This is a genomic window from Alkalibacter saccharofermentans DSM 14828 (genome assembly GCF_900128885.1).
Lineage (GTDB): Bacteria > Bacillota > Clostridia > Eubacteriales > Alkalibacteraceae > Alkalibacter > Alkalibacter saccharofermentans.
Map to the genome: position 1 here is coordinate 1 of NZ_FQTU01000016.1, position 16,535 is coordinate 16,535.

Sequence of the window (16,535 nt, forward strand, 5' to 3'; positions counted from 1 at the left end):
CACAACTAATACATCAGCACACAAACAAGGGACACTTCACAACTAATACATCAGCACACAAACAAGGGACACTTCACAACTAATACATCAGCACAAACAAGGGACACTTCACAACTAATACATCAGTATGATGAATTTATTAATCTAGAAGCGTACCTACAACGCTCTGAGAATAAAAGTTATCATTATGTTTTCTAAAAGATGATTTAGGGTATAAAGTCATTGACAAGTTAAATTAACCAATCTTATGTGACATCGGACTTATATTTCCAAAATTAATTTTATTTAGATTCTAGAATGAAAATAAAGGAGAGTTGGTTATCATGTTATGGACAATAGCTGCTGTGCTCGTAGTGTTATGGCTCATTGGTGTAGTTTCTTCAACCACAATAGGTGGATTTATACATGTTCTTTTAGTTATCGCAGTAATCGTAGTATTGTTAAATTTGATTCAAAACAGAAAAAGGTGAAAGCAACAAAGGGGGACACTTCAAGCAACAAAGGGGGACACTTCACAACTAATAGGCAGTAAAGACAATATGGGTGTGTTGCAGCACCCATTTTTCTCAGCGCTATGGTTAATTATTAATCTCTGTGTTTAGCAGAAGAGAATTTGATTAATATGTTAACGTCACAAATAATCCACCGATATGGAGGATTGAGAAGTTTGGTTTTAATTGTCCTTAGGATGCTTTAGGTTTTATGAAGTCCAGAATTTCTGGGTAGATGTTTTGATACTTGGGAATGGACTTGATCAGCTCATAACCCTTGTTGCAGAGTTTAGCTGCTTGGCTTGCAGTTATATTGCCAAGGGTTTTGCAGATGTCCTTGTAGGTGAAGTCGCAGAGACAGCGCATCAAAAAGGCAGATACAGCTCTTGCATCTGAAAGGCTGCGGTTATATTTGACGTTGATGAAGTTGGGAATCTCAGTTCTAAGAGCTGATTCCACTGCATTAAGGATTTCATGTGGAGAATAATCCCTGTAGATTACGACTCTTTCGCTTTTGTAAGCGTACTTGTCGTTTTTGACATAATCGTCTATAAGTTCGTAGTACTTTTCCTTTTGTGTGACCTTGTTGCAGGAAGAGACAAACTCGGCGTATTTTACCATAGCCTCTTTAGGGTCGTTGGCAAATTGAGATAAAATAAAGTCTGGGTCAGCCAGGCCAAAGTCATAGTCGTAGTTTCCAAGATAGATGCCGTAAGATGAATAAGGATAGGTGTGAACAGCATCCCTGTAATCTGGAATGTCCTTGGGGTTGTTGTGGATGTATGCTGATACCACCAGGTTATACACATCATCAAATACTGCCCTGCTTAAGAACCTGCCTTGGAAAACATGACCGTGCCTTCTGTACTTTTTGTTGTAATACTGGGCATAGCAAAGATTGACCCCGTGCATGAACTTGGACATGTCAGATCCCCTAGGGTCTAGCTGTATGTGGACATGGGTATCCATAAGGCAGTATGAGAGTATGCTGCACTGGAATTTCTCGCAGTACAGTGCAAGAAGCTCTAAATATTTTACCTTGTCCTTGTAGTTTTTAAACAGGGTAAGCTCGCTTATGGAGCGGCACATCACATGGTGGACGGTATCAGGGTCTTTTATACGTGCTATGCGTGGCAAAGAAAACACTCCTTTCGGGAATTTACTTATTATAACGAACATATGTTCTTAAAAATATTATTACATATTTATAGCACGGATGCAAGGAGAAGTTTATCGGAGTAAATAATATATTGTAATCAGAGTCGCAAGATGGGATAACAAGGATATAGTTGAGAAGTGTCCCCACAACGTCTATAAACCAAATTAAGCGAACTGGTCCTATTCTTTCCACGATGTTTTGGGGGAAGGCCCTTTCAAAGGGGAGCTGGTTACAAATAATGGTTGCCGAGCTTTTTAAAAAGTGCCTTAAGGCACAGCTGGTAATAGGCCCTTATTGGGCTTAAAGAAATTACGGGTGGATAATTATTCTTTGGTTTTACCGGCAATGAACAAAAAAATAAAAAAGCTTCAAAGGCTTAAACCTTGAAGCATGTAGTACCTATTGGTGGAGATAAGGGGACTTGAACCCCTGACCTCCTGACTGCCAGTCAGGCGCGCTCCCAGCTGCGCTATACCCCCATATGAATTACCTAAATAATATAACATAAATATTCAAAAAAATCCATATCATTTGCTCAAAATTGCAATTAAAAACTTCAACCTAATGAAAAAACTTTCTATATTGAAAAAACATCTAACAAGTATTATCATTAATACATAAATATCAGTCATGCACTCGCCCTGCATGACTGATTATAGGTTTGTATTACACTCCTTGCTGTAATGCAGGCTCTTCTCTTTGATGCCCGTGAAGCCATGCACGGGCTTATTATTTTGTGATAAAATATCCATAGAACTTATATTTAAAACGGAGGGATACAAATGATATCCGAGGTATATAATCAATCTCAGTTTTTAACAGTCAAAGCAGCCTACCTTTATTATATGAAAAACATGCCACAAAGCAAGATAGCTAATAAGCTTAACATTTCGGTTCCCACAGTATCGAGACTGCTGAACAAAGCAAGAGAAGACAAGATAATAGAATTTGTAATAAATGATCCTTATCTCGAGTGCATCGAGCTGGAGCAGGAGCTTATGAACAGGTTCGGATTAAAAGAGGTTATTATAGCCGCTGATCCGGTAGAAAACAAGATAGAAGAAAAAGAAGATGCTCCAGACAATCACAAGAAACTAGTAGCACTAGAGGGAGCGAGATATCTACAAAGAATAATCAAGGACGAGGATGTTTTAGGCATAGCCTTTGGCAGGACCATGTATTACATGATCCACTATCTTAACCCGTGTCAAAAGGTAAATGCTCAATTTGTGACTTTGCATGGAAGCCTTAACAGCTTAAGTGATGAGCTTGATGTAGCTTCTTTGGCACGCAGGATGGCCATGGCCTTTGGAGGGGAAAACAAGGTTTTGTACGCAGAAGGCTTTAGCAGCAATGAGAACCTGACCAAGCAACTGAAAGAAGAGAAAAACGTTAAAAAAATAATTGATCGGTTCAAAAAAGTCACCATATCTATAACGGGTATAGGATCTTTTTATCCGGATCTTAAATCCCTCTTGGTCTCTTACGATTTTCTTGAAGAAGAGGAACTAGATCACCTAACAGAAAAAGGTGTAGTCGGAGATATGGCACTTAGATTTTTTGACAGCGAGGGCAATGAGTGTGACACGGATTTTAAAAATAGAACAATAGCCATAGACTTCGAGTCTTACAAAAAAATACCTCTTAAAATAGTGATGGTATCAGGAGTGCATAAAACCCAAACTGTAATATCTGCTCTCAAAGGGAATCTTATTGATGTGCTGATAACAAATTATTCCCTAGGCAAAAGCATATTGAATAATGGCGAATTAGAAACCCATGTTTAGACTCTTGCCAATCAAGGTATAATAATAGGTAAGATTAAATTTGATTAATAATTTGATCAATACATAAGCAAAGGAATTTAATTATGAAAAAAACGGTTTTTATTATGATGATATTTTTTCCCCTCGTATTTTTGGGTGGATGCGCAAATGCCATAGACACAGAAAATGAAGTTATGCTTATTTCACCTGAAGAAGTCAAATCTATGATGGAAGAAAATGAAGACTTTACTCTCGTCGACGTGCGAACCCAGGCAGAATATGATGAAGGGCACATTCCAGGAAGCATACTAATTCCTGTAGACGAGCTTGAGGAAAGAGCTGAGGAAATTTTAACTGACAAAGATGCAAAGATAGTCATTTATTGCAGAACAGGCAATAGAACAAAAGCAGCCGGTGAAATCTTAAAAAGGCTTGGTTATAGAAACCTTTACGATTTAGGTGGAATCGTAGATTGGCCATATGAGACAACAAGATAATCATACATTGGAGGAATACGTTATGGATGCCATTGATAAAAGGAAATCAGTCAGAATATATAAAGAGACTTTTTTAAGTGCTGACGAGATAACTAAAATACTGCATATGATTGAAAATCCTATGACAGGACCAAATGGAAACGAGATCGAGCTGGAATTCATTGTGGAAGACTTGGATTCGCGAAAAGGAAAAATTGGAACTTACGGGTTTATCAGCGGCAAGTATGGAGCAATTCTTGGATGGTGTCAAAAAGAAAGACTTTCCTATATAGACTACGGTTATGTTTTAGAAAATATATCGTTGAAATTGGTAGATATGAACCTTGGCACCTGTTGGCTCGGCGGATCTTTTTCCAAAAAAAACGTTATTGATGCAATGAAGTCTTCCCAAAACGGTATAAAGAGCATACCGGCAATTTTAACTGTGGGTTATGAGGCGCAAGGGAAAAGGTTAAGAGATTTTTTAATAAGCGGCATAAAAAGAAACCGAATGGATTTTAACGAATGCTATTTCGACAAGGATTTAAATATAATTGATGATAAAGATAAAATAAAGATACTTGAAGCCGTCAGATGGTCGCCTTCGGCAATGAACAGGCAACCGGTAAGGGTTATATGGGATGAATCAAGAGTGCATTTCTATCTTGTCGATGCAAAGATTGAACTCAAGTACATTGATATGGGGATTGCCATGTGCCATTTTGAGAAAAGAGCTAAGGAAATGGGAATGAGCGGAAGTTGGCTGGTTGACAGCAACGCACCGGATACAGCTTGGTTGTATATGAACACATTCGTGCTTGATTAGGTCGCACATTACTAAAAAACTTAAAAAACAATCAAAAAAATTATAAAAAGGGGTTTACTTATAAAAAAAACCTGTTATAATAATAAGTACAAAGCAAGAAGAGATAAAAGGAAGTGGCTTTAATAGGAAAGGAAAAGTACAAATTGCTTAAAAAACAATTTAGAAAATCCAAACCGATTATTTAAAGCAAAGTTCGTTGGAAGAGAATATCAAGTGTTTTAAGTTGTGATGGTAGTAAGTCTTATTGAATACATGTCTTATGTAAACGATGAGCAACCGATACATTGCAACAGGTATTCAAAGATATGAACTAAAAACCTTAAAATCTTAGAAGCTTTGTGAAAATCCATTAGCCATCAGAAAGGAAATTGTATGACTAATGAATCAATGTCTTAAGGGACGGCAATCATAATTGAGTTGATTGACTGTCCCTTAAGACTTTTTTGTTGTCAATAGTAGAATAAGCCTTGTCTTCGATTGATATTGACATGAGCTCTGACAGGGGTTAAAATGTAACAATAACCAAATAAATCATATACAAATAGTAGGTAATGATGGGAGAGGAAACATGTTATATAGCAAAAAGAAGATATTGGATGAATACTTAAAAAGCCTAGAGAGCGTAGCCGTAGCTTACTCGGGAGGGGTGGACAGTACATTTTTGCTTAAGGCTGCATACCTCGTGTTGGGGGAAAAAGCGGTTGGGGTTACAGCCACTTCTTCAACATATCCTAAAAGAGAGTTTGAGGAAGCGGTGAAATATGCCAAACTAATCGGAGCAAAGCACATTGTGATTGAATCTGAGGAATTAGATATTGATGGATTTTCTGAAAATCCAATTGACAGATGTTATTATTGTAAAAACGAGCTGTTCATTAAAGTTGGTGAAGTAGCAAAAAACATAGGCTTTAAAAATGTGGCAGATGGGTCCAACCTCGATGACACCGGAGATTACAGACCAGGAATGAAGGCAGCTGCAGAACTGGGTGTTGTAAGTCCTTTGAAATACGCAGGTTTAACCAAAGAAGATATCAGAGTTTTATCAAAAGAAATGGACCTTCCAACATGGGATAAACCAGCTTTTGCTTGTCTGTCATCCAGATTTCCCTACGGAAACAAGATCACCTCGGGAAAATTGACGATGGTGGAATTGGCGGAACAATACCTTATGGACATTGGATTCAGACAGTTGAGAGTCAGACATCATGAAAACTTGGCTAGGGTAGAAATCGGAGAAAAAGAATTTGCGAAAATATTAGACAAGAACTTGTTGAATGAAATAGATGAAAAATTCAAAGGGTTTGGATTTTCTTATGTTTGTCTCGATATGAAGGGCTACAGGACAGGCAGCATGAATGAAGTGTTGGATAAGAATAGTAAAACAGGCTAAACTAAAAGCATTAAGGGAAGGTGATGTTATGAAAAAAAATAACTTGGATATAAAAACAAACATGGTCCATGGCAGAAGATCGTTGGCAGAGGTAACCGGTGCAATCAGCATGCCTATTTATCAAAGCGCCACCTTTAGACACCCTGCCTATGGAGAATCTACAGGTTACGATTACTCCAGAGTTCAAAATCCTACCAGAGAAGAAGTCGAAGACACCATAGCCTTGTTGGAAGGTGGAAGCAAAGGATTTGCTTTTTCAACAGGCATGGCTGCAATAGCTGCTATGATGGAGCTGTTCTCTCCTGGAGACCATATAATAGCATCAGATGATTTGTACGGCGGAACATACAGGTTGTTTGAGGAAATCAACAAGAAAAACGGAATAGAAGTAACTTATTGTGATACATCAAGAATTGTTGAATTGGAAAACAATATCCAAAAGAACACAAAATGTCTTTTTATCGAAAGTCCTACCAATCCGACGATGAAAGTGACAGATATAAGGCAGGCAGCATGTCTGGCAAGGGAAAAAGGCTTGAAATTAATAGTTGACAATACATTTTTGACACCCTACTTTCAGCGGCCACTCGATCTTGGAGCAGATATGGTAGTTCACAGCGGAACTAAATATCTTGGAGGACACAACGATACCCTTGCAGGTTTTTTAGTGACCAATGATGTTGACGATGCAGAAAGGATTGACATGATCCACAAGACTGTCGGAGCGGTTTTGTCTCCATTCGACAGTTGGTTGATTTTGCGTGGAATCAAGACATTGGGTATAAGGATGGAGAGGCAGCAGTCAAATGCAATGAAAATTGCACAGTGGTTAAAGTCTAATCAGCACGTAGAAGAGGTATACTATGTAGGTCTAGAGGATCATCCCGGTCATGAAATCAACAATAAGCAATCTGAAGGCTCAGGGGCGATGATATCCTTTAGAGTTAAAGATGTGAAAAAAGCCAGAGATATACTGGGACGTTTAAAAATCATATCATTTGCTGAAAGTTTGGGAGGGGTGGAGAGTTTGATTACTTACCCGATAGAGCAAACCCATCAAGCAATACCAAAGGAAATAAGAGACAGAATAGGGGTAGATGAATATCTGCTAAGACTTTCTGTCGGAATCGAGGAAGCAAAAGACCTTATAGCTGATCTGGATCAAGGCATAAACCGGGAGTGATTTGGTGAAGAAGGTGAGACTGTTCGTCGGAATTGAAATCGATAAAATATTGAAATCTCAAATATCAGCATCGCAAGATGAATTGAAAAAACATGTGATTAAAGGAAAGTGGAAAGACCCATTAAATATTCATATTACTTTAAAATATCTTGGACCAGTCCCAATTGACAGAATCGAAACAATAGGAAGAGAACTGGAAAGACTGTGCTCCAGAATCCATAGCTTCAGTTTGAGGCTTGGTGACATTGGTTTTTTTTACAAGGCAGAGAGAATAAAAGTAATGTGGCTTGGGGTGAGAGGAGACTTAGTTCAACTTAATGACCTGTATTCAGGAGTAGAAAATTCCATGGAAAAGCTGGGTTTTGAAAGAGAAAATAGGGATTTCAAGCCTCATGTGACATTGGCTCAAAACATCGATTTTAACGACGACGGCCCCATTAAGCTGGATTTTATTAAAAAAAGTGATTTTGAGATTATCCATGTAAAGGAAATCTGTATTTTTGAAAGTGTGAATATCGATGGAAAACTTGAATATAAAATAATCAGAAAGTATCCATTTAAGAATCAATAGAAGACCTGAGGGTCTTTTTTTGCATTAAAACATATAAAACATATTGACAAACTAATATATGCGTGCTAACATTATCAAAACAACGCATAGTAAACATATATATAATATAATAAATGGAGGGAACTGCAAATGGGGCATCCGACGATACATCCAACAGGTACTACGATATACAATACTGAAAAAGCTTATGGGGGCTATACGATTTATCAAGCTGCAGGACAAGGCGCGCTTCTGATCGACATGAACGGCAAAGAAGTACAGCTATGGGAAGGCCTGAGCGGTTTTCCAAACAAAATTTTACCTGGAGGATATGTTTTAGGCAGCAGGGGACAAAGAAGTGCAAAACACGGTATTCAAGATGAAGTAGACTTGGTACAGGTGGATTGGGAAGGAAATGTTGTTTGGAGCTTTGATAAGAATGAATATGTGGAAGATCCCGGTGAAGCACCGAGGTGGATGGCAAGACAACACCACGACTACCAAAGACAAGGTTCTTCTACCGGTTATTTCAGCCCAGATCAGACACCTGAAACAAATAAGGGAAACACCCTGATACTCACCCATGAAAATGTGATAAACACTGAAATTTCCGAAAAGGTCCTGTTGGACGATAAAATCATAGAGGTAGACTGGGATGGCAATATAGTTTGGGAATGGAGACCTAACGAACATTTTGAGGAAATGGGATTTGGAGAAGCGGCGAAAAATATTTTATACCGAGATCCAAACTACAGACCTTCCGGAGGAGGGATGGGAGACTGGCTTCATATAAATACCATGTCGACTCTTGGAAAGAACAAGTGGTATGAAGAAGGAGACGAAAGATTTCATCCGGATAACATAATTTGGGACTCTCGAGAATCAAACATAGTGGCTATAATAAGTAAAGAAACCGGCAAAATAGTATGGAGACTGGGACCCGACTACGACTCATCTGAAGAGCTTAAGAAAATTGGATGGATAATAGGCCCACATCATGCCCATATGATTCCCAACGGACTGCCGGGTGCAGGCAATATCCTCATATATGACAATGGAGGGTGGGGAGGATACGGCGCCCCAAACCCTACGGCGCCTACAGGGAGGATGAATGCCAAAAGAGACTATTCCAGGGTGCTTGAAATTAATCCGGTGACACTGGAAGTCATATGGCAATATACTCCCGGGGAAGCCGGGTTCATTACCCCCCTTGATTCTTATAGATTCTACAGTCCATTTGTAAGCAGCGCCCAAAGGCTTCCCAATGGCAACACCCTAATAACTGAAGGATCTGATGGCAGGCTCATGGAAGTTACTAATGATCACCAGCTGGTTTGGGAATATATCAGCCCATATTTTTTCAAGGGTGGAAGCCTAGATAAGATGAACATGGTATATAGAGCCTACCGAGTGCCCTACAGCTGGATACCTCAGCTTGAAGAGCCAAAGGAAACAAAGATCGAACCAATCGACGTAACCACTTTCAGGGTTCCGGGAGCGGCTCAGAGCGGTTTTGAAAGGAAAGTCAAAGTGGATGGGATAATTGAAGCAAAAGGAGAAGACGACGAGGCTTTGTTTTGTGTAATATCCGATACTGATTCAAAAATTTAAAGGAGATGTCTGGATGAATAAAAAAGTCAATAATCTTAATGCTACGGGACTCATACTGCCGCTAATCATACTTCTGGCTTGGCATTTGAGCGTACAAAGTGGGATGTTTCCTCCGGCGATTTTGCCGCCGATAGGGGATGTGGCTAGGGCATTTTTAAATATGATGGAATCAGGTCTGCTAGTCGGAGACATACTTGTCAGCCTAACCAGAGTATTAAGGGGGTACCTGTTGGCAATATTTGCAGGAGTGACTCTCGGAACACTCATGGGGACTTCAAAGCATATAAACGATTTTTTCACACTGACCTTAAATTCAATAAGACAGATACCCATCCTGGCATGGATACCTCTGATAATTTTATGGTTGGGCATAGGTGAAGAGTCTAAAGTGGCTGTGATTTTTCTCGCAGCATTTTTCCCAATACTTATTAATACTATCAGCGGAATGCGTTCCACACCTAAAGGGTTGGTAGAGGTTGCTGCCTTGTATAAGCTTAGCGGATGGATGACTTTTAAGAAGGTTTACTTCCCTTCTGCCCTTCCCCAGATATTCGTAGGATTGAAGCTTGGATTGGGCATTTCATGGGTTGCAGTGGTGGCGGCAGAGCTTATCGCTGCAAGCTCGGGTATAGGCTTTCGTATAAGCGACGCTAGAAGCATGATGGAGCCGGATGTCATGATTGTCGGAATGATATCCATAGGCGTTCTTGGGGTATCTATGGACAAGGCCTTGACCTTGATTCTTGAAAGGATTACGCCTTGGAAAAAATAGGAGGAGGAATTTGATGAGGGGACTGTCAATAAAAGATTTAAATAAAATATTTTCCACCAATTGCGGTGATGTAACAGCTTTAAAGGATATTAATCTGGATGTCAAGAAAGGAGAGTTTGTCACTATATTGGGCCATAGCGGATGTGGAAAGAGCACTTTGCTAAAAATAATAGCCGGACTGGAGTCCGCTTCTTCAGGCAGCATAACTTATAGTGAAACAAAGATATCCGGTCCCGGCACGGATAGAGGCATGGTTTTTCAGGAGCACCGACTGTTGCCTTGGCTTACTATAGATGAAAATGTAGGCTTTGGTCTTATAAACGAAAGCAGAGCCGTTAGAGAAAAGCTGGTTACAGATCATTTGAAGATGGTGAAACTCGATGGGTTTCATAAGGCATACCCCCATCAATTGTCTGGAGGTATGGCCCAAAGAGCAGCTATCGCAAGAGGTCTTGTAAATAATCCGGAAATCCTGTTGCTGGACGAGCCTTTTGGAGCATTGGATGCATTGACTAGGATTCAGATGCAAAAGGAAATACTTAAAATTTGGGAGTCGGAAAAGACCACGATGATCATGGTCACCCACGACATAGACGAAGCAATATATCTAGGGCAAAGAATCGTTGTTATGTCCGCCGGACCGGGTAAAATCAGGTCAGTAATCAACGGGGATTCATACGAATCCAAAGATAGGGGAAGCTTGGAATTTGCCCGAATAAAAAAACAGATACTGGGATATTTCTTTGAAGAAGAAAATATAAATCCTGAATATATGATATAAAGGAGATAATAAATCATGAACAAGTATTTAAAAGCCATAATTTTGACTATCATAGCAGGGGTTGTATTTGCCGGATGCACTGCAGGTGGCGGAAATGATTCTTCAGCGGATGATTTAAAGGAAGTTAAGCTGGGATATCCCATAGGAGCCAATGATTTTATAGACGGGGTAGGGGGGCTGGCTCTGGAACTAGGCTACCTGGAAGAAGAACTGGAAAAAGAAGGTTTTAAGCTTAACTCACAGGGATTCACAGGAGCAGGTCCGGCTGTCAATGAAGCACTGGCCAGCGGAAACATTGACTTTGCTCTTTATGCTGATTTTCCGGGGATAGTAATTCAATCAAGAGGAATTGATACAAGACTTATCAGCATAGTGAATACTCAAGGACATGCGGGCATAGTAGTAGGAGATGACTCGGGGATTGAAAGCGTTGCAGACCTTAAAGGCAAAAAAATTGCGTATCCAAGGGGTACCTTCATTCAAAAATATCTTTTGCAGGCTCTTGAGGAGTACGGCTTAAGCGAAGCCGATGTAGAGCTTATTAATATGACCACTGACGCAGAAGCGGCCCTTGTTAGTGGAGATGTAGACGCCATAGCTTATACAGACGGAGTCATAGCGAACCTGGCTTTTGAAAAAAACATTGGCAAAATAATAAATACCTCACGGGAAAATGACGACTGGACAGGTGCTTTTGTTCTTATAGGGAGAAGTGATTTTATAGACGGCAACGAAAAAGCAGCAACTGCCTTTTTGAGAGCTTTTATTAGGGCTAAGGAGTACGCGGTGGAAAATCCACAGAGCGCATACGAGATATTTGCTGAAAAATCACGAATCAGCATTGAAACAGCAGAGTATCTTTACGGTTCAGATGACGGAGCTTTTGAATTTTTTTCTTTGGAAATTGAGCCTTTGGGGTTGGATAAAGTAAGCTCAAACAAGGACTTTTTAATAAACGAAGGGCTTATCCAAAATGATTTCGACGTTTATCAGTGGGGAGACAACAGCTATTATGAAGAAGCAAACCGATAGAGCTGTCATTTTGCTGGATGAAATAATGCAAACAATGTAAAATGTAGTAAAGGAGCGTGATGCAAATGATGGTGTATCCTGAATCGGTAATGAAGGAACAACTTGGATACAGAAGCAAGGTAAAAGAATTTTTATCCGGTGATATCACTGAAAAAGAGTTCAAACCTATAAGGTCCTGCTTTGGTATATATGAGCAAAGACAAGACGGTAAGTATATGGTCAGAGCTAAGATAGCAGCAGGCGTTTCAAGCATAAAACAGCTTGATAGCCTTATAGAAATCGCTGATAGATACGCTTGGAATCTTCTTCATTTCACCACCAGGCAAGATATCCAGTTTCACGGGACTTCAATCGAGGATACCGCAAACATACTGGATGAACTATTGGGCATTGGAATAATTACAAAGGGTGCCGGAGGCAATACAGTAAGAAATATAGCTGCATCTCCATTATCTGGCGTGGATCCGGAAGGGGTATTCGATGTAACTGAATATGCGCTTGGAATAAATGAACACCTAATTAAAGACCCTTCGGCATTTAAGCTCCCGAGAAAGTATAAGATTTCGGTAAGCGATTCATGGAAAGACAGTGCAAACGCAGGTATAGCAGATTTAGGCTTCATAGCAAAAGAATTCGATGGCAAAATAGGTTTTTCCGTATACGGCGGTGGTGGTTTAGGACCAAATCCATCAAGATCGCTCATCTTAGATGAATTCATTGATGACAAAATGATTCTTTACCACGTTGAAGCTATGAAGATCCTGTTTCAAAGAGAAGGTGACTACGAAAACAGAAATAAAGCCAGGATTCGTTATATTCTAGGCAGACTGGGAGAAGATAAGTTTAAAGAGCTATATAAAGATATTCTCCAGGAGGTAATAAAAAACAACGACCTGGATTTGACAGTGGAATATGGCATTGATACAGAAAAAAAACGACCTGTAATGAAAATAGATAAAAAAGAAAAGCTTTTGCCACAAATCCAAAGTGGAAAATACAGTGTCTATGTTCATCCTACAGGCGGTTACATATCCACAGATGATTTAAAGTCGATAACAGGTTTTTTAAAGTCTCTTCCTTATGAAACATCCATAAGGCTCACAAGTACCCAAGGCTTTTATATAAGGGATTTATCCCAAAGTGACGGAGAGACGTTATTAAAAGTTATTGAAGACATAATGCCAGATTATCCCTTGGCAAGCTCTGTTTCCTGTACAGGAGCTGGCACATGCAGGGTTGGCATGCTTAAATCTAAAGAACTTTTAGGAGAGACCGTAAAGAGATTCAATGATGAACAACTGGATACAAAAAGGCAGCTTCCCCGGATTTTTATTTCAGGATGTAGAAATTCATGTGGCCAGCATCAAAAGGGTGAAATTGGATTGTGCGGAAAGAAGAAAAAAGTAAACGGCAGAGCTATGCCCTTTTATGCTGTTTTTCTGGATGGATTGGTAGAAGGAAACAAAACCAGGCTAGGGGCTGAAGTGGGAGATGTGCCTGCAAAAAAAATACCGGAGTTCCTCGTTGCCCTCGCAAAGGCCATTAAGGAAACCGGTAACCTCGCAACAAACGAAGTGGTTGAATTAATCAAAAAGTACAACCACTTCGAAGAAGATGTCCCTGAAGATATGTATCTAGACTATTGATTTGAGAATCATTGGGTAAGTCTAATGATGTAGCTTTCTATGGTATCATAGTCCATGGTACCAACATAACCAGACATTATGTTGCCTTCTTTATCGATGAAGTAAGAGGTAGGGATACCTGTTACGCCGTATAAGGAGGCAACTTCATTTTTTTCATCCAACAATATCTTGAATGTCAATTCGTAATCTTCCCTAAACCCTGAAGCGGTCGCAGCGTTTTCTCCTACATTGACAGCCAATATAACGACTTCGCCTTCAAAGTCTTTGTGTATAAGCTCCATGTCAGGCATCTCATCTCTGCAGGGACCACACCAGCTTGCCCAAAAGTTCAAAAATACATTTTGACCTGAATAGTCTGATAGGGAAACCGTATTTCCCTCTAAATCTGTAAGTGTAAAGTCAGGAGCTGCAACCGGATCTTGGCTTTGTCCTTCTTGTTGCTGATTATTCGGCAAAGTCGATGAAAGACCATTATCCTTGTTTACAACTGCGAATGCTATTACCAAAACTATTATTGCGGCCAGGAGCAATATCAATATGTTTAAAAATTTCTTATTCATTTCAACAATCCTTTCTAATAAAAATCAATAAAGTCCAGATATGTTCCCAACACTCCTACTTTATCGTTAAATATCAATATACCCATTATTATGAGAAGTATTCCACTTATTAGCGAGACATATCTCAAGTATTTCGAATATTTTTTGAAGTAATGCGAAAACTTCTCTATTAAAGCTGCAACAAGAACAAAAGGCACAGCGAGCCCTAAAGAATAGAAGCCCAGCATGGTTATTCCCATAGAGATTGTCTCCATATTTCCGGCAAAAATCAATATTGACGAAAGTATAGGTCCTATACAGGGGGTCCACCCTGCAGCGAAAGCCATACCCACAAAAAAAGAGCCTGCTTTATTTACTTTGCCACTCAATGGAAAAAGACGTTTTTCGTAATAGAGCTTTTTCAATTTGACAAATCCTGTCAAATGAATTCCAAGAATGATTATAGCTATTCCGCTAATTTTTTGAAAAATAAGCTTGTTTGTTATCAGAAGACTTCCCAAAGTTGTTACTGAAGCGCCTAAAATCATAAATACAAAACTAAATCCCAAGACGAAACCTAAAGATTTGGCAAGCAGATGCGCTTTTTGCTCTCTCGTGTTTATTTCACTAACGGCTGAACCGGTCAAGTATCCTATATAAGCGGGCACCAGGGGAAGCACGCAGGGAGATAAGAAAGACAAGAGTCCTCCTGCAAAGGCCATTGCAATTGATATGCCGTTCATAGTTCAACCTCCATTTATACTTTTTATTTGCATATAAGTTTATTTTACAGATTATATCACATAAAACAGTGACTTCAGTCACTTAGAAGAATTTTAATGTAAATATAGGGGTATAAATAAGTATATAAATATATAAGGTGGTTTTGGTCGTGAGAATATATAAAAAAAACAAGTCGCTTTTATTGTTGGTGATAATTATAGCTATGGTATTGGTGATATCAAGCGGATGTACGTGGCCATGGGGTGGAGGAGATCCTGTACCTGGACCTGATCCTAGACCTGAACCCGATCCTGTACCTGATACTGATCCTGTACCTGTACCTGGACCTGGACCTGGACCTGGACCTGAACCTGGACCTGGACCTGAACCTGGACCTGGACCTGTACCTGGACCTGAACCTGTACCTGGACCTGAACCTGGACCTGAACCTGGACCTGAACCTGGACCTGGACCTAAGCCTGATCCCAAGCCTGATCCTGACTCCAGTACGGCTATTTATGTAGGACAGAAGCTTATAATACCAGGCAGCGTTCAAAGAGAACCTGAAATATCCACTGTGGTACGGGAAGGAACCATCAAAGGCTCGGCGGGCAAGAAAATCGCTATCACTTTTGATGCCGGTTGGCTCTACGATCAAACGATGTCTTTATTGGACGTTTTGGACAGATATGATGTTAAGTCTACTTTCTTTTTAAGGGCTCTATGGGTAAAGGATAACCCTAAACTGGCTATGGCCATCCGTGATAGAGGACATATAATTGAAAACCATTCTCTGACCCACGGACATATGAGAGAAATGACTACATCTGAAATCAATGATGAAATGACCCAATCTACTGGAATAATCAAGGAAATTACAAATAGCAATCCCTATCTATTCAGGCCTCCATTTGGTGAATATGACGATAATGTACTCAGGGTATTGGGCCGGCAAGGATACCCATATACTGTGATGTGGACTGTGGACAGTCACGATTGGGCGGAAGAAATCCGGGGAACAAAAGTAACAAAGAACTACCTGGTTTCGAGAGTTTTAGACAATGCCACGGATAGAGGCATCATTCTAATGCATGTGGGAGGTTACCACACTGTAGAAGCTTTGCCTGAAATAATAACAGGGCTTAAGAATAAAGGGTATGAGATAGTCACTGTTAACAGCATGCTGCCAAAGCCCCGAAATTATGAATACACAGTCATAAAAGGAGATACCCTCTATTCAATATCACTGAAGTACGGAGTTTCTGTAGAAGATATTCAAAAAGCAAACAATATGAAATAAGGCAGGAGCGAGATGAGGATATGTTGTCCACTAGCGTATTGAGAATTATTATGACTAGATCATTAGAACCCTTTGTTTTCAGTTTGGAGTTACCAGACGACCCGGAGGTTAAGTCAAATAATGATTTGGGTCTATATCTGCATATGCCCTTTTGTAGAAGCTTGTGTAGCTTTTGCCCATACTGTAAAGTTCTATATGATAAGACGCTGGCACTAGAATTAAGATGTGGAACTTAAGCATTAGTGAAGCCTTTCCCAGCAGACTTGTGCTAAAATAAAATGCCGCTAAAT

Annotated in this window: 16 protein-coding genes and 1 tRNA gene; 13 read left to right on the plus strand and 4 right to left on the minus strand. The window is 39.8% G+C overall.

What is annotated here, in order from left to right; translation table 11 throughout:
• Positions 1–323 precede the first annotated feature (323 nt).
• Entirely contained in the window at positions 324–470 is a 147-nt protein-coding gene (locus BUB93_RS11335; protein WP_143159092.1) for a lmo0937 family membrane protein, read from the plus strand.
• A gap of 213 nt (positions 471–683) precedes the next feature.
• Here BUB93_RS11335 and BUB93_RS09740 read toward each other — a convergent pair whose 3' ends face one another.
• Together BUB93_RS09740 and BUB93_RS09745 are read right to left on the minus strand one after the other, a co-directional pair.
• Complete coding sequence (locus BUB93_RS09740) at positions 684–1,628, minus strand: transposase (protein ID WP_073271519.1); 945 nt, start codon at positions 1,626–1,628, stop codon at positions 684–686.
• A gap of 425 nt (positions 1,629–2,053) precedes the next feature.
• Positions 2,054–2,129 (minus strand) — tRNA-Ala (locus BUB93_RS09745).
• Positions 2,130–2,432: 303 nt separating this feature from the next.
• Here BUB93_RS09745 and BUB93_RS09750 point away from each other — a divergent pair.
• From BUB93_RS09750 to BUB93_RS09800, 11 genes are all read left to right on the plus strand, one after another.
• Entirely contained in the window at positions 2,433–3,437 is a 1,005-nt protein-coding gene (locus tag BUB93_RS09750) for a sugar-binding transcriptional regulator (protein ID WP_073271522.1), read from the plus strand.
• A gap of 83 nt (positions 3,438–3,520) precedes the next feature.
• Complete coding sequence (locus BUB93_RS09755) at positions 3,521–3,913, plus strand: rhodanese-like domain-containing protein (protein ID WP_242945496.1); 393 nt, start codon at positions 3,521–3,523, stop codon at positions 3,911–3,913.
• Positions 3,914–3,935: 22 nt separating this feature from the next.
• On the plus strand, positions 3,936–4,718 hold the full coding sequence (locus tag BUB93_RS09760; RefSeq protein ID WP_073271524.1) for a nitroreductase family protein: 783 nt from the start codon (positions 3,936–3,938) through the stop codon (positions 4,716–4,718).
• Positions 4,719–5,286: 568 nt separating this feature from the next.
• Positions 5,287–6,108 carry an ATP-dependent sacrificial sulfur transferase LarE gene (gene larE, locus BUB93_RS09765; protein ID WP_073271525.1) on the plus strand — a complete coding sequence of 274 codons (822 nt, stop codon included), beginning with the start codon at positions 5,287–5,289 and terminating at the stop codon, positions 6,106–6,108.
• Between the two features lie 28 nt (positions 6,109–6,136).
• The gene (locus tag BUB93_RS09770; RefSeq protein ID WP_073271615.1) at positions 6,137–7,291 is read left to right on the plus strand and encodes a trans-sulfuration enzyme family protein; all 1,155 of its coding nucleotides are present in this window, start codon (positions 6,137–6,139) and stop codon (positions 7,289–7,291) included.
• A 4-nt stretch (positions 7,292–7,295) separates the two neighbouring features.
• Entirely contained in the window at positions 7,296–7,862 is a 567-nt protein-coding gene (thpR, locus tag BUB93_RS09775; RefSeq protein WP_073271526.1) for an RNA 2',3'-cyclic phosphodiesterase, read from the plus strand.
• Between the two features lie 129 nt (positions 7,863–7,991).
• Positions 7,992–9,452, plus strand: a complete 1,461-nt coding sequence (locus tag BUB93_RS09780; protein ID WP_073271527.1) for an aryl-sulfate sulfotransferase — start codon at positions 7,992–7,994, stop codon at positions 9,450–9,452.
• A 13-nt stretch (positions 9,453–9,465) separates the two neighbouring features.
• On the plus strand, positions 9,466–10,224 hold the full coding sequence (locus tag BUB93_RS09785) for an ABC transporter permease (RefSeq protein ID WP_073271530.1): 759 nt from the start codon (positions 9,466–9,468) through the stop codon (positions 10,222–10,224).
• 13 nt (positions 10,225–10,237) lie between these two features.
• Positions 10,238–11,005 (plus strand): ABC transporter ATP-binding protein, encoded by a 768-nt coding sequence (locus tag BUB93_RS09790; protein ID WP_073271531.1) that lies wholly within the window; start codon positions 10,238–10,240, stop codon positions 11,003–11,005.
• Positions 11,006–11,020: 15 nt separating this feature from the next.
• On the plus strand, positions 11,021–12,037 hold the full coding sequence (locus BUB93_RS09795; protein ID WP_073271533.1) for an ABC transporter substrate-binding protein: 1,017 nt from the start codon (positions 11,021–11,023) through the stop codon (positions 12,035–12,037).
• 65 nt (positions 12,038–12,102) lie between these two features.
• Positions 12,103–13,683 carry a nitrite/sulfite reductase gene (locus tag BUB93_RS09800; RefSeq protein WP_073271535.1) on the plus strand — a complete coding sequence of 527 codons (1,581 nt, stop codon included), beginning with the start codon at positions 12,103–12,105 and terminating at the stop codon, positions 13,681–13,683.
• 8 nt (positions 13,684–13,691) lie between these two features.
• Here BUB93_RS09800 and BUB93_RS09805 read toward each other — a convergent pair whose 3' ends face one another.
• Both BUB93_RS09805 and BUB93_RS09810 read right to left on the minus strand, forming a co-directional pair.
• Positions 13,692–14,243, minus strand: coding sequence for a TlpA family protein disulfide reductase (locus BUB93_RS09805; RefSeq protein ID WP_073271537.1), 552 nt, complete (start codon positions 14,241–14,243; stop codon positions 13,692–13,694).
• A gap of 14 nt (positions 14,244–14,257) precedes the next feature.
• On the minus strand, positions 14,258–14,965 hold the full coding sequence (locus BUB93_RS09810) for a cytochrome c biogenesis CcdA family protein (protein WP_073271540.1): 708 nt from the start codon (positions 14,963–14,965) through the stop codon (positions 14,258–14,260).
• 149 nt (positions 14,966–15,114) lie between these two features.
• Here BUB93_RS09810 and BUB93_RS09820 point away from each other — a divergent pair, with 149 nt between their 5' ends.
• A complete protein-coding gene (locus BUB93_RS09820; RefSeq protein WP_242945497.1) occupies positions 15,115–16,245 on the plus strand; it encodes a polysaccharide deacetylase family protein in 1,131 nt (376 codons plus the stop codon).
• The last annotated feature ends 290 nt before the right edge of the window (positions 16,246–16,535 follow it).

Excerpts from the sequence above, each read along its gene's own strand:
- BUB93_RS09810 (WP_073271540.1), bottom strand. The coding sequence starts at position 14,965 with ATGAACGGCATATCAATTGCAATGGCCTTTGCAGGAGGACTCTTGTCT.
- BUB93_RS09755 (WP_242945496.1), top strand. The coding sequence starts at position 3,521 with ATGAAAAAAACGGTTTTTATTATGATGATATTTTTTCCCCTCGTATTT.
- BUB93_RS09800 (WP_073271535.1), top strand. The coding sequence starts at position 12,103 with ATGATGGTGTATCCTGAATCGGTAATGAAGGAACAACTTGGATACAGA.
- BUB93_RS09750 (WP_073271522.1), top strand. The coding sequence starts at position 2,433 with ATGATATCCGAGGTATATAATCAATCTCAGTTTTTAACAGTCAAAGCA.
- BUB93_RS09785 (WP_073271530.1), top strand. The coding sequence starts at position 9,466 with ATGAATAAAAAAGTCAATAATCTTAATGCTACGGGACTCATACTGCCG.
- BUB93_RS09780 (WP_073271527.1), top strand. The coding sequence starts at position 7,992 with ATGGGGCATCCGACGATACATCCAACAGGTACTACGATATACAATACT.
- BUB93_RS09795 (WP_073271533.1), top strand. The coding sequence starts at position 11,021 with ATGAACAAGTATTTAAAAGCCATAATTTTGACTATCATAGCAGGGGTT.
- BUB93_RS11335 (WP_143159092.1), top strand. The coding sequence starts at position 324 with ATGTTATGGACAATAGCTGCTGTGCTCGTAGTGTTATGGCTCATTGGT.
- BUB93_RS09770 (WP_073271615.1), top strand. The coding sequence starts at position 6,137 with ATGAAAAAAAATAACTTGGATATAAAAACAAACATGGTCCATGGCAGA.
- BUB93_RS09790 (WP_073271531.1), top strand. The coding sequence starts at position 10,238 with ATGAGGGGACTGTCAATAAAAGATTTAAATAAAATATTTTCCACCAAT.
- BUB93_RS09805 (WP_073271537.1), bottom strand. The coding sequence starts at position 14,243 with ATGAATAAGAAATTTTTAAACATATTGATATTGCTCCTGGCCGCAATA.
- larE (WP_073271525.1), top strand. The coding sequence starts at position 5,287 with ATGTTATATAGCAAAAAGAAGATATTGGATGAATACTTAAAAAGCCTA.
- BUB93_RS09760 (WP_073271524.1), top strand. The coding sequence starts at position 3,936 with ATGGATGCCATTGATAAAAGGAAATCAGTCAGAATATATAAAGAGACT.